The organism is Bradyrhizobium elkanii USDA 76 (assembly GCF_023278185.1).
Classification (GTDB): domain Bacteria; phylum Pseudomonadota; class Alphaproteobacteria; order Rhizobiales; family Xanthobacteraceae; genus Bradyrhizobium; species Bradyrhizobium elkanii.
Window position 1 is genome coordinate 9,096,231 of the sequence record NZ_CP066356.1, and the last position, 19,244, is coordinate 9,115,474.

At 65.6% G+C, this 19,244-nt stretch carries 16 protein-coding genes; 9 read left to right on the plus strand and 7 right to left on the minus strand.

Features of this window, described 5'->3' with window-relative positions:
* The first annotated feature begins 6 nt into the window (after positions 1–6).
* From JEY66_RS43000 to JEY66_RS43010, 3 genes are all read left to right on the plus strand, one after another.
* Positions 7–2,487, plus strand: coding sequence for a DNA translocase FtsK (locus tag JEY66_RS43000; RefSeq protein ID WP_026192061.1), 2,481 nt, complete (start codon positions 7–9; stop codon positions 2,485–2,487).
* Positions 2,488–2,587: 100 nt separating this feature from the next.
* Positions 2,588–3,394, plus strand: a complete 807-nt coding sequence (locus JEY66_RS43005; protein ID WP_016841443.1) for an outer membrane lipoprotein carrier protein LolA — start codon at positions 2,588–2,590, stop codon at positions 3,392–3,394.
* A gap of 98 nt (positions 3,395–3,492) precedes the next feature.
* Positions 3,493–4,308 (plus strand): exodeoxyribonuclease III, encoded by an 816-nt coding sequence (locus tag JEY66_RS43010; RefSeq protein WP_016841444.1) that lies wholly within the window; start codon positions 3,493–3,495, stop codon positions 4,306–4,308.
* 160 nt (positions 4,309–4,468) lie between these two features.
* Here the strand turns inward: JEY66_RS43010 and JEY66_RS43015 are convergent, their stop codons facing one another.
* Positions 4,469–4,909 carry a cyclic nucleotide-binding domain-containing protein gene (locus tag JEY66_RS43015; RefSeq protein ID WP_016841445.1) on the minus strand — a complete coding sequence of 147 codons (441 nt, stop codon included), beginning with the start codon at positions 4,907–4,909 and terminating at the stop codon, positions 4,469–4,471.
* Positions 4,910–4,966: 57 nt separating this feature from the next.
* Positions 4,967–5,653: a response regulator transcription factor gene (locus JEY66_RS43020; protein WP_016841446.1), complete on the minus strand. Its 687-nt coding sequence runs from the start codon at positions 5,651–5,653 to the stop codon at positions 4,967–4,969.
* Between the two features lie 241 nt (positions 5,654–5,894).
* Between JEY66_RS43020 and JEY66_RS43025 the strand changes: the two genes are divergently transcribed.
* Together JEY66_RS43025 and JEY66_RS43030 are read left to right on the plus strand one after the other, a co-directional pair.
* Positions 5,895–6,434 carry a L,D-transpeptidase family protein gene (locus JEY66_RS43025; protein WP_016841447.1) on the plus strand — a complete coding sequence of 180 codons (540 nt, stop codon included), beginning with the start codon at positions 5,895–5,897 and terminating at the stop codon, positions 6,432–6,434.
* A gap of 103 nt (positions 6,435–6,537) precedes the next feature.
* Positions 6,538–7,323 (plus strand): 2-keto-4-pentenoate hydratase, encoded by a 786-nt coding sequence (locus JEY66_RS43030; protein ID WP_016841448.1) that lies wholly within the window; start codon positions 6,538–6,540, stop codon positions 7,321–7,323.
* Positions 7,324–7,520: 197 nt separating this feature from the next.
* On the opposite strand, the gene JEY66_RS43035 is transcribed toward JEY66_RS43030, so the two are convergent.
* A complete protein-coding gene (locus JEY66_RS43035) occupies positions 7,521–8,237 on the minus strand; it encodes a YggS family pyridoxal phosphate-dependent enzyme (protein ID WP_016841449.1) in 717 nt (238 codons plus the stop codon).
* A 108-nt stretch (positions 8,238–8,345) separates the two neighbouring features.
* Here JEY66_RS43035 and JEY66_RS43040 point away from each other — a divergent pair, with 108 nt between their 5' ends.
* The 4 genes from JEY66_RS43040 (at position 8,346) to holA (ending at position 14,629) form a co-directional block, all read left to right on the plus strand.
* Positions 8,346–10,037, plus strand: a complete 1,692-nt coding sequence (locus tag JEY66_RS43040; protein WP_016841450.1) for a sensor domain-containing diguanylate cyclase — start codon at positions 8,346–8,348, stop codon at positions 10,035–10,037.
* 356 nt (positions 10,038–10,393) lie between these two features.
* Complete coding sequence (gene leuS, locus JEY66_RS43045; protein WP_016841451.1) at positions 10,394–13,045, plus strand: leucine--tRNA ligase; 2,652 nt, start codon at positions 10,394–10,396, stop codon at positions 13,043–13,045.
* Complete coding sequence (gene lptE / locus JEY66_RS43050; protein WP_016841452.1) at positions 13,032–13,589, plus strand: LPS assembly lipoprotein LptE; 558 nt, start codon at positions 13,032–13,034, stop codon at positions 13,587–13,589. The genes leuS and lptE overlap by 14 nt, the downstream gene beginning before the upstream one ends.
* Positions 13,590–13,597: 8 nt before the next feature.
* Positions 13,598–14,629, plus strand: a complete 1,032-nt coding sequence (gene holA / locus JEY66_RS43055; protein WP_018269329.1) for a DNA polymerase III subunit delta — start codon at positions 13,598–13,600, stop codon at positions 14,627–14,629.
* Between the two features lie 15 nt (positions 14,630–14,644).
* Here holA and JEY66_RS43060 read toward each other — a convergent pair whose 3' ends face one another.
* The 4 genes from JEY66_RS43060 to mnmG form a co-directional block, all read right to left on the minus strand.
* The gene (locus JEY66_RS43060) at positions 14,645–15,535 is read right to left on the minus strand and encodes a ParB/RepB/Spo0J family partition protein (protein WP_016841454.1); all 891 of its coding nucleotides are present in this window, start codon (positions 15,533–15,535) and stop codon (positions 14,645–14,647) included.
* A gap of 141 nt (positions 15,536–15,676) precedes the next feature.
* Positions 15,677–16,528, minus strand: a complete 852-nt coding sequence (locus JEY66_RS43065) for a ParA family protein (protein ID WP_026192060.1) — start codon at positions 16,526–16,528, stop codon at positions 15,677–15,679.
* A gap of 31 nt (positions 16,529–16,559) precedes the next feature.
* A complete protein-coding gene (gene rsmG / locus JEY66_RS43070) occupies positions 16,560–17,225 on the minus strand; it encodes a 16S rRNA (guanine(527)-N(7))-methyltransferase RsmG (protein WP_016841456.1) in 666 nt (221 codons plus the stop codon).
* A 135-nt stretch (positions 17,226–17,360) separates the two neighbouring features.
* On the minus strand, positions 17,361–19,244 hold the full coding sequence (gene mnmG, locus JEY66_RS43075; protein WP_018269328.1) for a tRNA uridine-5-carboxymethylaminomethyl(34) synthesis enzyme MnmG: 1,884 nt from the start codon (positions 19,242–19,244) through the stop codon (positions 17,361–17,363).

Below are 19,244 nucleotides of genomic sequence, written 5' to 3' on the forward strand. Positions count from 1 at the left end.
CGAAGATTGAGTATGCCAGCGATCGAACGTGTCATCCCCCTGGTCGGCCATCTGCCGCTCTCGCTCCGCGAGGCGCTGGCGCGACGGCTGCGCGAACTCACCGGGCTCGGCCTGATCGCGCTGTCCGGCGCCATCACGGCGGCGCTGATGACATGGTCGGTGCAGGATCCGTCGCTGAGCCACGCCACCTCGCGCGCGATTCGCAACGTGCTCGGCTATCCCGGCGCGATCGGCGCCGACCTTCTGATGCAGATCCTCGGCCTCGGCGCCATCATGCTGGTGCTGCCGGTCGCGGTGTGGGGCTGGCGGATGCTGACACATCGTCCGTTCGACCGCGAGGCGCTGCGGCTCGGCTGCTGGATCCTGTGCACGGTGATCGCGGCGGGCTTCGCCAGCTGCTGGCCGCACAACACCGCATGGCCGCTGCCGACCGGGCTCGGCGGCGTGGTCGGCGACGCGCTGCTGCGTGCGCCGGCGGTCGTGTTCGGCCCGCCCGGCTTCATCTATCGCGTCGTGCTCGGCTCGATCCTGGTCGTCGCGATGGCGGCAAGCTTCCTGTTCGCCTGCGGCTGGGGCGCCAAGGAGCAGGACGACGAGCTGACGCCGATCTCTGACGATGACGAGCCGTTCGTCGAGGAAGAAGACAACGACCGCAGCTCGGTCTCGCTGGGCTGGCTGTTCCATGCGCTGATGAGCGCCAAAGCGCGGCTCGGCTGGCTGCTGACCACCGCCTACAAATCGCTGGTCTCGAGCGGAGCGCAGGGCCGCAGCGCCGCATTCGAGCGCCAGGAGCCCAATATCGGCGGCGGCCGCTCGGCGCCCTCGATCGCGCCCGCGCATGAAGACCATGATGAGGACGAAGCTGAAGCATTCGACGACGACGAGGAAGAGGAGGACGAGGAGGAAGAAGCTCCTGCCGCCCGCGCCCCGCGCAAGAAGGCCGAGCCGAAGCCGAAGAAGAAGAATTCCGACAAGTTCGAGCTGCCCTCGGTCTCCATGCTCAGTGCGCCGAAAGCCAGCGATCGCCAGCCGCTGAGCAAGGCCGAGCTCGAAACCAATTCGCGCTCGCTCGAAGGCGTGCTGCAGGACTTCGGCGTGCGCGGCGAGATCGTCAAGGCCAATCCCGGCCCGGTGGTCACGCTGTATGAGCTCGAGCCGGCGCCCGGCATCAAGTCGTCGCGCGTGATCGGGTTGTCCGACGACATCGCGCGTTCGATGAGCGCGCTGTCGGCCCGCGTCGCCGTGGTCGCCGGCCGCAACGCGATCGGCATCGAGCTGCCGAACGCGCATCGCGAGAAGGTCTATCTGCGCGAGCTTCTGGTCGCCAAGGAAAGCGTCGATTCGGTTGCGAAGCTGCCGCTGTGCCTCGGCAAGACGATCGGCGGCGACCCCGTCATCATCGATCTGGCGCGCACGCCGCACATGCTGATCGCCGGCACCACCGGCTCCGGCAAATCGGTCGCGATCAACACCATGATCCTGAGCCTGGTCTACCGGCTGCGGCCGGATCAGTGCCGCCTGATCATGGTGGATCCGAAGATGCTCGAACTCTCCGTCTATGACGGCATCCCGCACTTGCTGACGCCCGTCGTCACCGATCCGAAGAAGGCGGTGGTGGCGCTGAAATGGGCCGTGCGCGAGATGGAAGAGCGCTACAAGCGGATGGCCAAGCTCGGCGTGCGCAACATCGACGGCTACAATGCGCGCCTCGTCGAAGCCAAGGCCAAGGGCGAGGAGCTGACGCGCACCGTCCACACCGGCTTCGACAAGGAGACCGGCAAGGCGATCTACGAGGAAGAGAAGCTCGACCTTGAGCCGCTGCCCTACATCGTCATCATCGTCGACGAGATGGCCGACCTGATGATGGTCGCCGGCAAGGATATCGAAGGCGCGGTGCAGCGCCTCGCGCAGATGGCGCGCGCCGCCGGCCTGCATGTCATCCTCGCCACGCAGCGTCCGTCGGTCGACGTCATCACCGGCACGATCAAGGCGAACTTCCCGACCCGCATCGCCTTCCAGGTGACGTCGAAGATCGACAGCCGCACCATTCTTGGCGAGATGGGCGCCGAGCAGCTGCTCGGCCAGGGCGACATGCTCTACATGGCGGGCGGCGGCCGCATCAGCCGCGTACACGGACCCTTCGCCTCCGACGAGGAAGTCGAGAAGGTGGTGCGTCACCTCAAGACGCAAGGCGCCCCGGAATATCTCGAAGCCGTCACCGCGGAAGAGCCGACCGACGAGGACGGCGCCGTGTTCGATGCCACCGGCATGGGCGGCGACGGCGGCGGCGATCTGTTCACGCAGGCGGTTGCGATCGTCAAGCGCGACCGCAAGGCGTCGACCTCCTACATCCAGCGCCGGCTGCAGATCGGCTATAACCGCGCCGCCTCGCTAATGGAGCGGATGGAACTTGAGGGCATCGTCGGCCCGGCGAATCACGCCGGAAAGCGCGAAATCCTGGTCGGGGAGGAAGAAGGCCAGTTCTGATCGGGGGCGATCATCACGGAAAAACCATATCTCCCTCGGAAGAGGCGGGATAAAATCCGGCGCAGCGGGACGAGCGTCGAACAGAGACCTGACATATCTGATGGCAAAACACCTCATTGACCGCGGCACGCGCACCGCGCTGGCTCTTCTCGTCACCGCCGCGATCGCCGGCGCTGCGACTGCGCAGAATGCGCCGCCGCCGAAGCCCGCACCCAAGGCCGCGCCAAAGAAGGACGCCGGCGCGCAAACCAATGCGGACAAGGGCCCGACGACGACGGGAGCCACCCAGGCACCGCCGAACCCGGTGATTCCCGATCCGCGCCGCAACGTGCCCGCCAACATCTTCCAGACCTTCGACGCCAACCAGAAGGCGCAGGCGGCCAAGGTCTCGGCCTATCTCTCGTCGCTGCAAACCCTGGTCGGAAATTTCGTCCAGGTCGGCCCCGACGGCACCAAGACCAAGGGCGATTTCTACATCCAGAAGCCCGGCAAGCTGCGCTTCGAATATGACGATCCGAGCCCGATCGAGGTGATCGCGGACGGCTCCTCGGTCGCGGTGCGCGACCGCAGGCTCGCCACCCAGGACGTCTATCCGCTGTCGCAGACCCCGCTGCGCTATTTACTGTCGGATCGCATCGACCTGATGAAGGACACCAACGTCATCAGCGTCACCGCCGACGACGTGTTCGTCAGCATCACGATCGAGGAGAAGCAGGCGCTGGTCGGCACCAGCCGCTTCCTGCTGATGATCGGCGCCAAGGACGGCAAGCTCAAGCAGTGGACCGTCACCGACCCGCAGGGCTACGACACGACCGTTGCGGTCTACAATCTCGACGCGACGCAGAAGCCCGATCCGGCGCTGTTCAAGATCGACTTCACGACCTATCCCGGCACCTCGCCGGGCTAGCCATTCTGCTCCCTCGCCCCGCTCTTGCGGGGAGCGGCAGGAGTCCCCCTGTGGACAATTGAAATTCGCTGCGAGAACCGTGCTAAGACGCACCTCTCATGCGGTTCTCCGTCACCACCTGGAACATCAATTCGGTGCGCCTGCGCATCGACACCGTCGCCAAGTTCCTCAAGGGCGCGCGGCCGGATGTGCTGTGCCTGCAGGAGACCAAATGCATCGACGATGCGTTTCCGCTGAAACGTTTCAAGCGGCTTGGCTATGAGCACGTCGCGCTGAACGGACAGAAGGGCTATCACGGCGTCGCCATCGTCTCGCGCCTGCCGTTCGAGACGACCGACATCAGGACGTTCTGCGACAAGATCGATTCGCGGCACATCTCGGTGTCCTTCGGCGAGAAGGCGCAGCTGTCAAAGCCGCTGGTGCTGCATAATTTCTACGTGCCGGCCGGCGGCGACATTCCCGATCCCGCGCTCAACCCGAAATTCGAGCACAAGCTGCAATTCCTCGACGAGATGAAGGCCTGCGAGCCGCTGCATCCGCGCGGCGACGACCGCCACATCCTGGTCGGCGACCTCAACGTCGCCCCGCATGAGAACGACGTCTGGTCGCACAAGCAGCTGCTCAAGGTGGTCTCGCACACCCCGGTCGAGACCGAGAAGCTGCTGGCCGCGCAGGCGCATGGCGAATGGTTCGACATCGCGCGCGAGCGAATCCCGATGTCGGAAAAGGTCTACACCTGGTGGAGCTACCGCGCGGCGGACTGGACTGTCGGCGATCGCGGCCGACGGCTCGATCACATCTGGGTCTCGCGCGCGCTCAAGGATCAGGTCAGCGATTTCAAGATCACCCGCGACGCCCGCAGCTGGGAACGCCCGTCGGACCACGTGCCGGTGACGGCGGTGATGGAGGTTTAGTTCTCGCTGCCAGAGCAGCAACGTGATCCGTCACCCTGAGGAGCGCGAAGCGCGTCTCGAAGGGTCGACGGCCACCAGCGGGGCCGTGCATCCTTCGAGGCTCGCTTCGCTCGCACCTCAGGATGACGGAATCAATTAAATCTCGCCGGAACGACAGCGGCTACGTGCTCAACTTCCCGCCCGCCATCAAGATATCGCTTGCGAGCTGGCTGGTGCGCAGCGCCAGTTCGTCGCGCAGCCGGCGGGCCGCGGCCGGATCGCTTTCCAGCACGCGCTGGAACAGGCTGCGCGCGACGCGGATCACCGAGCCGCGCTCCAGCGCGGTGGCAGTCGACGGCCGCTTCATCGCGACGATCAATGCGAGCTCGCCGATCAGCGCACCGGGACCGGCGATGATCTCGGCGCCGCCTTCCTCGACGCGGAAGGTGCCGCGCTGCACGACATAGCCGGCATCTGCGGCGTCGCCGGCCTTGAACAGCACGTCGCCTGCGTTGAAATCACGTTGCTCGGAGCCGATCGCCAGCATGCGCAAGGAGCTCTCGCCCAACAGACGCATTGTCGGGACCCGCTCGAGCAGGGCTACATCATCATCGATCGACATTCAGGTCCGGTAACCGCGGCGCGCCTCGATTTCACGAATCGTTGAGCGCAAAGCGTATCACGGCACCAGCTTGTAGCCACCGGCTTCCGTCACCAGGATTTCCGGGTTGGCGGCGTCCTTCTCGATCTTCTGGCGGAGGCGGTAGATGTGGGTTTCCAGCGTGTGGGTGGTGACACCGGAATTGTAGCCCCAGACTTCCTGGAGCAGGGTCTCGCGCGACACCGGCATCTGGCCGGCGCGGTAGAGGAAGCGGAGGATCGCGGTTTCCTTCTCGGTCAGCCGAACCTTCCTGGCATTGGCGCCGGTCAGCATCTTCGAGCCGGGCCGGAACGAATAGGGGCCGACCGAGAACACCGCGTCCTCGCTGGCCTCGTGCTGGCGGAGCTGCGCCCGGATCCGGGCCAGCAGCACCGCGAACCGAAATGGCTTCGCCACATAGTCGTTGGCGCCGGATTCGAGCCCCAGGATCGTATCGGAATCGGTGTCGTGGCCGGTCAGCATGATGATCGGAGCCTTGAAGCCGCCCTTGCGGAGCGAGCGGACCACTTCGCGGCCGTCGGTGTCGGGCAGGCCGACGTCCATCAGGACCAGATCGGGGGAATTGGCTTTGGCGGCAGTGGCGCCCTTGGCGCCGGTGTCGACTGCGGAGGCTTCGAATTCCTCGTGCAGCGACAGCTGCTCGACCAGCGTATCGCGCAGATCGGTATCGTCATCCACGATCAAGATCTTGCGGGCATTGGCCATAGGTACAATCCTTCGGGGCGGGGCGGTCAGAAGCGGAGGGCGCTTATGGCCGTAACATCGGCTAGATATGTGCTCAGGTAGGCGATTGTTACCGATTCACAAGGCAACGCAGTCTACCTCAAATCCGGCGGGGCAGGACGTGAATGTCCTGTAATGCCGGGAGATAGGATGTTCTGAACCTCCAAGGCAAGCTCAGTTTGGAACGATTCTTAAGGGAAGGTCAGCTATTTCAATCACTTATATGACAGTCAAACGTGATCGCCCGCTCTCCATCATCGAGGTCCGAGCAGCCGCCGGCGACCCGCGCCGGGGCTGGCTGTCGGCCGACGGCTGGACCGTGCCGGTGGCGCTCGGGCGCGGCGGAATCCTCGCCAACAAGCGCGAGGGCGACGGCGGCACGCCGCGCGGCGTCTTCCATCCGCGCAAGCTCTGGTGGCGTGCCGACCGGCACCAGCGTCCGACGACTTTCCTGCCGACCCGGCCGATCCGCCGCGAGGATGCCTGGTGCGAGGACCCCGCCGACCGTCACTACAACCAGCCGATCCGCCTCGACCGCGAGCAGGGCGGCGACCGCCTGACTCGCGAGGACCATCTCTACGATTTCATCATCGAGATCGACCACAACGCCGCGCCGCGCGTCGCCGGTCGCGGCAGCGCCGTCTTCCTGCATCTGGCGCGGCCGAATTTCTCGCCGACCGCCGGCTGTGTTTCGATGACGAAGACTTCGATGCTGCGGCTGTTGCGGCGGATGTCGCCGCAGACCCGGATCGTTATTGGGTAGGGTGGTGGAATAGCTCAGCATCGGTTTTCCCACGCGACAGGCGCGACGCGTTTGTGCTGAGATCGAACACAACAGAAAATAATTCCCGCGGGAGTGAAAAAGCATGCTCGACAACAACCAGATCGCCGCCGCCTCGAAGGTCCTGCACGATCACTGGCACGCCGGGACAAAACTCGACGCGCTCGATGGCGCAATTCGGCCGCGCGATCGCGCCGCGGGCTATGCGGTGCAGGCTGCGCTGGAGAAAGCGTCGCGCGAAAAACTATTCGGCTGGAAGATCGCGGCGACCAGCGCGGCCGGCCAGAAGCACATCAACGTCGCGGGACCGCTGGCCGGGCGTATCCTCGCCGAGACGGTGATACCGGATGGCGGCACCGCGTCGATGCAGGGCAACGAGATGCGCGTCGGCGAGCCGGAATACGCCTTCCGCATGGCGCGCGATCTCGCGCCTCGCACGACACCTTACAGCGTGCAGGAGGTGCTGGATGCCGTCGGCACGCTGCATCCGGCGATCGAAATTCCGGATTCGCGTTTCGCCGATTTCGTCGCCGCCGGCGAAGCCCAGCTGATCGCCGACAATGCCTGCGCGCATCTGTTCGTGCTCGGACCCGCAACGACAGCGGACTGGCGCGCGATCGATCTGGTCGAGGACCGCCCGACCATCACGCTGCGCGGCGAGCGCTACATCGGCCACGGCAAGAACGTGCTCGGCGATCCGCGGATAGCGCTGGCCTGGTGCGCCAACGAGCTGCGCACGCTCGGGCTGACGCTGCGGGCAGGGGAAGTCGTCACCACAGGCACCTGCCATCCCCCGCTGCCGATCTCAGCCGGCGATGAATTCGCGGCCGATTTCGGCGCGATCGGAAAAGTGTCGGTGAAGTTCGCGTAGGCTGCGCGCTCACCACACACACCGCTGTCGTCCTGGCGAAGGCCAGGACCCATACGCCGCGGCCTTAGAAAAGGGCGCGCGGCGAGACAACGCATCCAAACACCGTCATCCCCGCGCAAAGGCTTTGCCTTTGCGCGGGGATGACGGTTGTGATGACGGGCAAGCCTCCGTGTGATTCTGGCGGACACCAGGCGACACTAGTTATGCGGCGCCGTCCGCGTCCCAAAGATCGCCGAGCCCACCCGCACATGGGTCGCGCCCATCTGGATCGCCACCGCGTAATCCGCGCTCATGCCCATCGAGAGATTCGTCAGGCCGTTGCGCGCGGCGATCTTGGCGCAGAGCGCGAAGTGCGGCGCCGGCGCCTGGTCGACCGGCGGGATGCACATCAGTCCCGAGATCGACAGGCCGTAGGTGTCGCGGCAGGCCGCGATGAAGGTATCCGCGTCCTGCGGCGCGACGCCGGCTTTCTGCGGCTCCTCGCCGGTATTGATCTGGACGAACAGTTGCGGGTGCTTCCCTTGATTTTTGATTTCCTTGGCTAACGCTTCGCAAATGCTGGTGCGATCGACCGAATGGATCGCATCGAACAGCGCGACCGCCTCCTTGGCCTTGTTCGACTGCAACGGCCCGATCAGATGCAGCTGCAATCCCGGATTGGCCTGGATTAGCGCCGGCCACTTGCCTTTGGCCTCCTGCACGCGATTTTCGCCAAATACGCGCTGTCCGGCACCGATAATCGGCAAAATTGCGTCGGCCGCGAACGTCTTCGACACCGCGATCAAGGTCACCGACGCGCGGTCGCGCCGCGCTTCCTTGCAGGCATGGGCGATCTCGCGTTCGACGGCGGCGAGGCCAAAGGCAGGGTCATGTGGTGAACCAGGCGGTAACGGCGTGGTCGGGCTTTGCGTCATGCTTGTGCCGTTCTCTGACAGGTGCGGGGGTTGGCTCGAATTTTACCAAATTCGGGAAAGGCTTTTTGAAGCCCTGCATTCTACCTTGCGCACGGGCAAGGGAATAGAATGTCGGGCGTCACTTTCAACCGCAACAGGGTCAGGCTCAAGAAGGTTCTGGGTATTCGTGCCCGGCTGGCCTTGCTTGCGCTGATGCTGGTCGCGCCCCTGATGCTCGACCGCGTCCGCACGCTGGAAGACTCCCGCAGCAAGCAGATCGCGCAGGCCGCCGCCGGCTATGCCAGCCTCACCGCGCATGCCGCGGAAACCCAGCGCGAGGTGGTCTCCTCGGTCGAGACCATGCTGAAGTCTGCGGCCTATATCCGCGCTTCCGGCGGCATCGCGCAGAGCTGCGAGGTGCTGCGCGCCAGCCTGCCAACCGTGCTGCCCTGGATCCGCAGCATCATGTTCGTCTCGCGGGACGGGCTGGTGCAGTGCTCGACCCTCAACGCCCAGGTCGGCCTCAATGTCGGCGACCGTGACTATTTCAAGAAAGCCCAGGACAACCGCGGCTTCGTGTTCAGCGACTATCTGCGCGGCAGAACCAATGGCCGCCCGATGATGATGGCCGCCTATCCGGTGGCCGCGATCAATCCGGAGCAGGATGCCGTGGTGGTCGCCGGCATCAATATCGACTGGCTGTCGCAGATCATGGCCAATCTCGGCGGCCAGCCCGGCATGTCGGCCGTTCTCGTCGACAGCACCGGCGTCGTGATCGCCGCGCCCGCGGATCACGCGAGCCTGATCGGCCGCTCGCTCGACACCATCCCGTTGATGGCCGCGATCGCCGAAAAGGCGCTGAGCTATGACGAACCATCCGGCTCGGTGTCGTTCACGGCGTCCGACGGCGCGCAGCGCACGCTGAGCTTCGCGCGCATCGCCGGCACGCAATCCCGGCTGATCGTGAGCATGGACGAAGCCAAGGTGACGGCGGCGATCAACCGCGAGATCCGCACCGCCTATCTGCAGCTCGGCTTCGTCTGCCTGTTCGTCTTGCTGGGTGCCCTGGTCGGCGCCGAGCGGCTCGTCATCCATCCGATCGAGCTGATGACCGGCATGGCGCGGCGGTTCGGCGAGGGCGACTGGTCGGCACGCGTCGCCAAGCACAAGCTGCCGGCGGAATTCGTGCCGCTGGCGCGCGCCTTCAACGCGATGGCGGCGCAGCTCAGCCAGCGCGAGCGCGAGCTCGTCGCCTCCAACGATCGTCTCACCGTGATGGCCTCGATCGACGCGCTGTCTGGCCTTGCCAACCGCCGCGGCTTCCAGAGCCGGCTCGACTTCGAGTGGATGCGGGCGCAGCAATATGAATGCGAGCTGTCGCTGATGATGATCGATGTCGATCACTTCAAGCTCTACAACGACACCTATGGCCATCCCGAAGGCGATGCCTGCCTGACCCGGATCGGCGAAGTGCTGTCCGGGATCGCCGCCGACACCATGGGCTTCGCCGGCCGCTATGGCGGCGAGGAATTCTGCCTGTTGCTGCCGAACACCGACGCCGCGCATGCGCTCGCGATCGGCGAAACCGTGCGCACCGCCGTACTCGGCCTCGCCGTGCCGCATGCATCCTCGAGCCATTGCGTCGTCACCGTCAGCGTCGGCGTCGCGACGACCAAGCCGAACGAGACCCAGCGCCCCGGCGATCTGATCGAAGCCGCCGACGCCGCGCTCTACGCAGCCAAGCGCCGCGGCAGGAATGCCGTGATCGAGCACGGCTTCCTGCAGACGCTGGACGAAGCCGGCATGGCGCTGGCGAGCTGAGATCGTGCGTGGTCGAGCGGCGCGATGAGCGCGGAACCATGACCATCGGCGACGCCGCCTATTCAGCGTCGTCCTGGCGAAGGCCAGGACCCATTACCCCCACCGTTTATCATTGCGCGAAGCGGGGCCACGATCCCTTCCTCGACAAAGCCCTGTGGTTATGGGTCCTGGCCTTCGCCAGGACGACGAGGAGGCTGCAGACGGCGCCCCTGCGACAGCGGCAGGGCGGCTACGCGACGGGATGGGGCGTTTGCAGGCCCCAAGCCGTTGACCGCGCAGGCGCTTTTGTGGCCTAGTCCGCCGTCCCCGGATGGGACCCGAAAATCACCAAAGCCACCCAAAATCCTTGCGATTTCATGACCGCCGAACGCTATAACGCCCGTGAATCCGAACCCCGCTGGCAGCGCCTGTGGGACGAAAAGGCGATCTTCGCCTCCAAGAACGACGATCCGCGGCCGAAATACTACGTGCTCGAGATGTTCCCCTACCCGTCGGGGCGCATCCATATCGGTCATGTCCGCAACTACACGCTCGGCGACGTGCTGGCGCGCTTCATGCGCGCCAGGGGCTACAACGTGCTGCACCCGATGGGCTGGGACGCGTTCGGCCTGCCGGCGGAGAATGCCGCGATCGAGCGCAAGGTGGCGCCGAAGGCCTGGACCTACGACAACATCGCCGCGATGAAGAAGCAGCTGCGGTCGATCGGGCTGTCGCTCGACTGGAGCAGAGAATTCGCGACCTGCGACCCCAGCTACTACAAGCATCAGCAGAAGATGTTTCTGGACATGCTGCGCGCCGGCCTCGCCGAGCGCGAGAAGCGCAAGCTGAACTGGGATCCGGTCGACATGACCGTGCTCGCCAACGAGCAGGTGATCGACGGCCGCGGCTGGCGCTCGGGCGCCGTCGTCGAGCAGCGCGAAATGAGCCAGTGGGTCTTCAAGATCACGAAGTATTCGCAGGAGCTCCTGGAAGCGCTGGATGGTCTCGACCGCTGGCCCGACAAGGTGCGGCTGATGCAGCGCAACTGGATCGGCCGCTCCGAAGGCCTGTTGATCCGTTTCGCGCTGGATGCGGCGACCACGCCGGCCGGCGAGAGCGAGCTGAAGATCTTCACCACGCGGCCGGACACGCTGTTCGGCGCCAAGTTCATGGCGATCTCGGCGGACCATCCGCTGGCGGTCGCCGCCGCCGCGAAGAACCCGAAGCTCGCGGAGTTCATCGCCGACATCAAGAAGATCGGCACCGCGCAGTCGATCATCGACACCGCCGAGAAGCAGGGTTTCGACACCGGCATCAAGGCGGTGCATCCGTTCGATCCGAACTGGAAGCTGCCGGTCTATGTCGCGAACTTCGTGCTGATGGAATACGGCACCGGCGCGATCTTCGGCTGCCCGGCGCACGACCAGCGCGACCTCGACTTCGTCAACAAGTACAATCTCGGCAACACGCCGGTGGTCTGCCCCGAGGGCCAGGACCCGAAGACGTTCGTCATCACCGACGTCGCCTATGACGGCGACGGCCGCATGATCAATTCGCGCTTCCTCGACGGCATGACGATCGAAGCAGCCAAGGAAGAGGTTGCCAAGCGGCTGGAAAGCGAAGTCCGCGGCAATGCGCCGGTCGGCGAGCGGCAGGTGAATTTCCGCCTGCGCGACTGGGGCATTTCGCGCCAGCGCTATTGGGGCTGCCCGATCCCGGTGATCCATTGTCCGACGTGCGACGTGGTGCCGGTGCCCGACGACCAGCTGCCGGTGACGCTGCCGGAGGATGTCAGCTTCGACAAGCCGGGCAACGCGCTCGACCATCATCCGACCTGGAAGCATGTGACTTGCCCCAAGTGCGGCGGCAAGGCCGTGCGCGAGACCGACACGATGGACACCTTCGTGGACTCGTCCTGGTACTTCGCGCGCTTTACCGACCCGTGGAACGAGACCGCGCCGACCACACCCGCGGTCGCCAACCGGATGATGCCGGTCGACCAGTATATCGGCGGCGTCGAGCACGCGATCCTGCATCTGCTCTACAGCCGCTTCTTCACCCGCGCGATGAAGGCCACCGGCCACATCGACATGAGCGAGCCGTTCGCCGGCATGTTCACCCAGGGCATGGTGGTGCACGAGACCTACCAGACGGCCGATGGCAGCTGGGTCACGCCGGCCGAGGTGAAGATCGAGGTCGGCGGCAACGGCCGCCGCGCGGTGCTGATGGCGACCGGCGAGGACGTCGCGATCGGCCCGATCGAGAAGATGTCGAAGTCGAAGAAGAACACCGTCGACCCCGACGACATCATCGCGAGCTACGGTGCCGACGTCGCGCGCTGGTTCATGCTGTCGGATTCGCCGCCGGACCGCGACGTGATCTGGAGCGACGAGCGCGTGCAGGGCGCCTCGCGCTTCGTGCAGCGGCTGTGGCGGCTGGTGAACGAATCGGCCGAGATCGCCAAGACTGCCGACACTAAGACGGCGCCGGCGGTTCGGCCGGCGACGTTCGGGCCCGACGCATTGGCGCTGCGCAAGGCGGCCCATGGCGCGCTCGACAAGGTGTCGTCCGGCATCGAGCGGCTGCACTTCAACGTGTGTCTCGCCCATATCCGCGAATTCGCCAATGCACTGTCCGAGGTGCTGGCGAAAGGCGACAAGCCGGCGTCGGACCTCGCTCCAGATGTTTCTTGGGCGGTCAAGGAGGCCGCGACCATCCTGGTGCAGCTGTTCTCGCCGATGATGCCGCATCTGGCCGAGGAGTGCTGGGTGGTTCTGGGCCAGACCGGGCTGGTTTCCGAGGCCGATTGGCCACAAATCGAGCGCGATTTGCTGGTCGAGGACAGCGTGACCCTGGTCGTCCAGGTCAACGGTAAAAAACGAGGTGATGTTACCGTGCCACGGGCGGCGCAAAATGCGGATATAGAGGCTGCCGTTTTGGCGCTCGATGCGGTAAAAGCCGCCTTGGGCGGCAAACCCGTCCGCAAGGTGATCGTGGTGCCCATGAGGATCGTCAATGTTGTCGGCTAGGATCAGGATCGCCGCCCGGCTCGTGGCCGTGGCCTCCTTGGCCGCGCTGACGGCCGGATGCTTCCAGCCGATGTATGCCGAGCGCACCCTCGACGGCCAGTCGTCCGCCCTGCGCGAGAAGCTGATGGGCGTCGAGGTTCCGCCGGTCGACAAGCCGAACGCCTCGCGCGAGGCCCGGGTCGGCGTCGAGGTCCGCAACGCCCTCGCCTTCAAGCTCTACGGCACCGCCACCGGCGCACCGCCGACGCATCGGCTGGTGCTGCGGTTCACCACCAGCCGCTCCTCGCTGATGATCGACCAGGCCACCGCGCTGCCGACCAGCGAGAATTACGGCATCGACGCCCAGTTCAACCTGATCGAGATCGCGTCGAACAAGTCGGTGATGACCGGCACCACGTTCTCGCGCGTGTCCTACGACATGCCCGGCTCCTACCAGCGTTTCGCCCGCGCCCGCGCCTTCCGCGACGCCGAGGACCGCGCCGCGCAGGAGATCGCCGACAACATCCAGACCCGGCTCGCCTCCTTCTTCTCCACCGGAACCTGATCGCCGCATTGGTCGCGCTTCGCGGAAAAGAGATCGACAGCTTCCTCGCCCGGCCTGACGCGGGCCGTCCGATCATCCTGCTGTACGGCCCGGACTTAGGCCTGGTGCGCGAGCGCGCCGATGCGCTGATGGCCTCCGCGGTCGACGATCCCAACGACCCATTCTCGCTGGTGCGGCTCGATGGCGACGAGCTCGCCGCCGAACCGTCGCGGCTGGTTGATGAAGCCATGACGGTGCCGCTGTTCGGCGGCCGCCGCGCCATCCGCGTCCGCGCCGGCTCGCGCAACTTCTCAAGCGGCGTCGAGACGCTGACCGAGACCACCGCGCTCAGGGATTGCCGCATCGTGATCGAGGCCGGCGAGCTCAGGCCGGAATCGCCGCTGCGCAAGATCTGCGAGCGCGCCAAGAATGCGGTGGCGATCGGCTGCTATCCCGACACCGAGCGCGACCTGACCAAGCTGATCGAGGACGAGCTGCGCGTATCGAATCTGCGGCTCGCGCAGGATGCGCGCGCGGTGCTGATGTCGCTGCTCGGCGGCGACCGCATGGCCTCGCGCAACGAGCTGCGCAAGCTTGCGCTGTTCGCGCACGGCAAGGGCGAGATCACGCTCGAGGACGTCATGACCGTGGTGTCCGACGCCTCCGAGCTGAAGCTCGACCCGATCGTCGACGGCGCTTTCGCCGGCAACGCCGCGCTGGTCGAGAGCGAGTTCACGAAAGCAATGGTCGCCGGCACCTATCCCGGCGTGATCATCTCGGCCGCGCAGCGCCAGGCGGCATGGCTGCACAAATCGGCGCTGGCGATCGCGGACGGCACGCCGGCGTCAGCCGTGCTCGACGGCGGATTTCCGCGGCTGCACTTCTCACGCAAACCCGCGGTCGAGATCGCGCTGCGCAATTTCACACCGCCTAGGCTGGTGAACGTGATCGATCAGCTCGCCACCGCGGCGCTGGACATGCGCAAGCAGGCCTCGCTCGCCGCCGTGATCGCGCAGCGCGCGCTGCTCTCGATCGCGGCGAACGCAAAGCGGCGGGGGTGACCCCGGCCGAAACCGCTAACCACCCTCCAGCCGCCGCACCACCTCGTCGAGCTGCTCGAGGTTGCGGTAGCTGATCTGGACGGTGCCGCCGGGATCGCGATGGCTGACGGTGACGGCAAGGCCGAGCGCATCGCTGACGCGCTTCTCCAGCGCCAGGGTGTCGGCATCCTTGTCCACCTTGGCCGCGCTGCCACTGCGCGCCTTCTGCGGCTTGCGCTCCGGCACGCCCTCCTCATGCGCCAGCGCCTCGGCCTGGCGGACGTTGAGGCCTTCGGCGACGATCCGCTTCGCAGCAGTGAGCGGATCCGGCACGCCGATCAGCGCGCGAGCGTGGCCGGCGGAGAGATCGCCCTTCGAGATCAGCGCCTGCACCTCGGCCGGCAGCTTGGTCAGCCGCATCATGTTGGCGACATGGCTGCGGCTCTTGCCGACGATCTTGGCGATGTCTTCCTGGCTGCGTTTGAACTCGTCGGCGAGCGCGTGATAGCCCTGCGCCTCTTCCATCGCATTGAGGTCTTCGCGCTGGACATTCTCGATGATCATGATCTCGAGCGCGTCGGAATCGGAGACCTCGACCGGCACGATCGGCACTTCGTGCAGGCCGGCGAGTTGCGAGGCGCGCCAGCGGCGCTCGCCGGCGATGATCTCGTAGCGGTCCTGCGCGCCCTTGATCGCGCGCACCACGATCGGCTGGATCACGCCGCGCTGCCTGATCGAATCGGCGAGCTCGCCGAGCTCGGTATCGGCGAAGGTGCGCCGCGGGTTGCGCGGGTTGGCCTTGAGGAATTCGATCGGTACCTTGCGCTGGTTGCGCGGCCGCTCCACATGCGCGGCCGCCTCGCCGCCGACATCTCCGATCAGGCTTGCCAGCCCGCGCCCCAGTCGCGAACGCGCTTCATCGGCCATTGTTGCGAGCTCCCTTGAATTCACACGCAGTACTCCAGACTTGAATTTCAGAATCACAGGATGGGCCGCGCGCGGCAAAACCCATCGCTCTCGTTGCGTGCCAGGACGGAGTTCGCTTCGCGGCGCCCATCCTGCGCATCGTCAAAGGGTGCGCAGCTCGCGCTCGCGCTGGATCACTTCGGTGGCGAGCTTGAGATACGCATCGCTGCCGGCGCATTTGAGGTCGTAGACCAGGACCGGCTTGCCGTAGGACGGCGCCTCGGAGATGCGCACGTTGCGCGGGATCATGGTGTCGTAGACCTTGTCGCCCATGAACTGGCGCACGTCGGCAACCACCTGGTTGGAGAGGTTGTTGCGCGAGTCGAACATGGTCAGCACGATGCCGTGGATCGACAGGTTCGGATTGAGCGTCGAGCGCACCTGCTCCACGGTCTGCAGCAATTGCGACAGACCTTCGAGCGCGAAGAACTCGCATTGCAGCGGCACCAGGATCGCGTCCGACGCCGCCATCGCGTTCACCGTGAGCAAATTGAGCGAGGGCGGGCAGTCGATCAATACATAGGTGTAGTCGGCTTCCGGCGAGACGTTGTTGTTCAATCCTGCGATCGCATCGCGCAGCCGGAACGCGCGGCCCGGCGTGGTGCCGAGCTCGAGCTCGAGACCGGAGAGATCCATGGTGGAAGCGGCGATATGCAGCCGCGGCACTGCGGTCGCGACCACGGCATCGCGCAGCGGCGCCTCGCCGATCAGCACGTCATAGGTCGAGCAGCTGCGGTTGCGGCGATCGATGCCGAGGCCGGTCGAGGCGTTGCCCTGCGGATCGAGATCGACGATCAGGACGCGCTCGCCAATCGCAGCGAGTGCGGTGCCAAGATTGATCGCTGTGGTGGTCTTGCCGACACCGCCCTTCTGGTTGGCGAGCGACAGGATACGCGGATGGCCAGGCGGCTGGGACGCCTTATCCTCTTGATAAACCTCGTCCATCACAGTCATACCAAAATACCATTTGCTCTCGCGGAGTCCCCTAGCGCCGCTCGATTGACCCGAGTTCGACGATCCAGCCCTGTCCGCCGGTCAGGCTGGCGTGTAGCTTTAGCTCAATAATCCAATATTTAGTGGCCTCGGTCAATTCGGCCTCTACATCTTGACCCTTCAAAAACAGCGCCTTGGCGCCGTTTTTGACCCACGGCTCCGCAAAGCCGATGAGTTGATGTAACGGAGCCAGCGCCCGCGCGGTGACGCAATCGATTGGCCCCGGGATTCTATCCACAGTATCCCCGATATCAGCCAGATGCACCGTCCCCGGCGACGCCGTCACCCGTATCGCCTCGCGCAAGAATGCCGCCTTCTTGGCGATTCGCTCAACCAAATGAATCGACGCCCCCGGGGTCTCGGCCAGCGCGCAGGCCAGCACGACGCCGGGAAAGCCGCCGCCGCTGCCGAGGTCGACCCAGGACTTCGCCGTCGGCGCCAGGCTCAGAAGCTGCAGCGAATCGGAGACGTGGCGGGTCCAGAGGGCGGGCAGCGTCGATGGCGCGACGAGATTGGTCTTGGCCTGCCACGCCAGGAGGAGGGCGATGTAGCGATCGAGCCGCGCCTCTGTTTCACGTGAAACAGGTGTCAGCGCGAGCGCCGCGGCCTTGTCCTTGGCGGAGACGCTGAGTTCGGCGGGTTGCGAATTGGAAGCCATTCTCTGGAATGCCGATCGAGCTCGCCGTTGCGAGCGAAGCGAAGCAATCCATGGTGCCACCTGAGGAAGCGATGGATTGCTTCGTCGCTTCCGCTGCTCGCTACGACCGAGCCGCCTCTCGTTTCACGTGAAACGTTACGCCGATGCCTTTGCAGCGTTCCGCCGCACCTCGCGCCGCAGATAGGCGGCCAGAATACCCAGCGCCGCCGGCGTCATACCGTCGATCCGGCCCGCCTGGCCGACCGTCCGTGGCTGCGCCTTCTGCAACTTGGCGCGTGCCTCGTTCGAAAGGCCGGGGACATCGGCATAGTCGACGTCGGCCAGAACCAGACCTTCGTCACGCCGGAAGGCATCGACATCGGCGGTCTGGCGCTTCAGATAGACATCGTATTTGGCATCGATCTCGAGATGCACCGCGATCGCAGGGTCAATGGCCGACAGCTCCGGCCAGATCGCCTGGACCGCGGGCCACTCTATCTCAGGGTAAGCCAGCAGCTCGAAGGCCGACCGGCGATGGCCGTCGCGGTTGAGCGCGAGCCCGTGCTTGGCGGCCTCATTCGGCGTGATCGCGAGCGACTTCGCCAACCGCTTGGCCGCCTCCAACGCCGCCATCTTGGTCCGATGGCGCTCGGCGCGCGCCGTTCCAACGCATCCGAGTGCAATGCCCTTGTCGGTCAGGCGCTGGTCGGCATTGTCGGCCCGCAGCGTCAGCCGGTACTCGGCGCGCGAGGTGAACATGCGATACGGCTCGGTGATCCCGCGGGTCACGAGATCGTCGATCATCACGCCGAGATAACCGTCGGCGCGGTCGAACACGATCGGATCGGCGAGGCCGGCAGCGAGAGCGGCATTGAGCCCGGCAACAACGCCCTGCCCCGCCGCCTCCTCATAACCCGTGGTGCCATTGATCTGGCCGGCCAGGAAGAGCCCGCGCAGCCGCTTGGTCTGCAGGGTCGGATCGAGCTCGCGCGGGTCGACGTGGTCGTATTCGATCGCATAGCCCGGCCGGACCATCCTGACCCGCTCGAGGCCGGGGATGCTGGCGAGGATCGCAAGCTGGACCTCTTCCGGCAACGAGGTCGAGATGCCGTTCGGATAGACCGTGGTGTCGTCGAGCCCTTCCGGCTCCAGGAAGATCTGATGGCCGTCACGGTCGCCGAAGCGGACGATCTTGTCCTCGATCGAGGGGCAATAGCGCGGTCCGGAGCTCTTGATCTGACCGGAATACATCGGCGAGCGATGCACATTGGCCCGGATCACCTCATGGGTCGCGGGCGTCGTCCGGGTGATGCCGCACTGGATCTGCGGCGTCGCAATCCGGTCAGTCATGACCGAAAACGGCTCCGGAGGCTCGTCTCCGGGCTGCATTTCGACCGCGGACCAGTCGATCGTAGTGCCGTCGAGGCGCGGCGGCGTTCCGGTCTTGAGCCGGCCGAGCGCAAACCCTGCCCGTTCGAAGGAAGCAGACAGGCCCATGGCCGGCGCCTCGCCGACCCGGCCCGCCGGCCAATTCTTCTCCCCGAGATGGATCAGACCGCGCAGAAAGGTGCCGGTCGTGATGACAACCGCACCCGCCGACAACCGGCGACCATCGCCCAGGCAAATGCCGGTCACGCGACCATCGGCGACGACCAGTTCATCCGCCTCGCCTTCGATGACGCTGAGGTTCGCGGTCTCGGTGATCGCCGCCTGCATCGCCGCGGCGTAGAGCTTGCGGTCAGCCTGGGCCCGGGGGCCACGGACCGCCGGACCCTTCCGGCGATTGAGCATGCGAAACTGGATGCCGCCGGCGTCGGCCACCCGGCCCATCAGACCATCCAGCGCGTCGACTTCGCGGACCAGATGGCCCTTGCCGAGCCCCCCGATGGCGGGATTGCACGACATCGCGCCAATGGTCGCGAAACGATGGGTCACCAAGGCGGTCTTTGCACCCATCCGGGCAGAAGCGCTCGCGGCTTCGCAGCCGGCATGGCCGCCGCCGATGACGATGACGTCAAATGAGTCTGCCCTGGAAATCAT

Excerpts from the sequence above, each read along its gene's own strand:
- JEY66_RS43005 (WP_016841443.1), top strand. The coding sequence starts at position 2,588 with ATGGCAAAACACCTCATTGACCGCGGCACGCGCACCGCGCTGGCTCTT.
- JEY66_RS43010 (WP_016841444.1), top strand. The coding sequence starts at position 3,493 with ATGCGGTTCTCCGTCACCACCTGGAACATCAATTCGGTGCGCCTGCGC.
- JEY66_RS43015 (WP_016841445.1), bottom strand. The coding sequence starts at position 4,909 with ATGTCGATCGATGATGATGTAGCCCTGCTCGAGCGGGTCCCGACAATG.
- JEY66_RS43020 (WP_016841446.1), bottom strand. The coding sequence starts at position 5,653 with ATGGCCAATGCCCGCAAGATCTTGATCGTGGATGACGATACCGATCTG.
- JEY66_RS43025 (WP_016841447.1), top strand. The coding sequence starts at position 5,895 with ATGACAGTCAAACGTGATCGCCCGCTCTCCATCATCGAGGTCCGAGCA.
- JEY66_RS43030 (WP_016841448.1), top strand. The coding sequence starts at position 6,538 with ATGCTCGACAACAACCAGATCGCCGCCGCCTCGAAGGTCCTGCACGAT.
- JEY66_RS43035 (WP_016841449.1), bottom strand. The coding sequence starts at position 8,237 with ATGACGCAAAGCCCGACCACGCCGTTACCGCCTGGTTCACCACATGAC.
- JEY66_RS43040 (WP_016841450.1), top strand. The coding sequence starts at position 8,346 with ATGTCGGGCGTCACTTTCAACCGCAACAGGGTCAGGCTCAAGAAGGTT.
- leuS (WP_016841451.1), top strand. The coding sequence starts at position 10,394 with ATGACCGCCGAACGCTATAACGCCCGTGAATCCGAACCCCGCTGGCAG.
- lptE (WP_016841452.1), top strand. The coding sequence starts at position 13,032 with ATGTTGTCGGCTAGGATCAGGATCGCCGCCCGGCTCGTGGCCGTGGCC.
- JEY66_RS43060 (WP_016841454.1), bottom strand. The coding sequence starts at position 15,535 with ATGGCCGATGAAGCGCGTTCGCGACTGGGGCGCGGGCTGGCAAGCCTG.
- JEY66_RS43065 (WP_026192060.1), bottom strand. The coding sequence starts at position 16,528 with ATGACTGTGATGGACGAGGTTTATCAAGAGGATAAGGCGTCCCAGCCG.
- rsmG (WP_016841456.1), bottom strand. The coding sequence starts at position 17,225 with ATGGCTTCCAATTCGCAACCCGCCGAACTCAGCGTCTCCGCCAAGGAC.
- mnmG (WP_018269328.1), bottom strand. The coding sequence starts at position 19,244 with ATGATTTCCAGGGCAGACTCATTTGACGTCATCGTCATCGGCGGCGGC.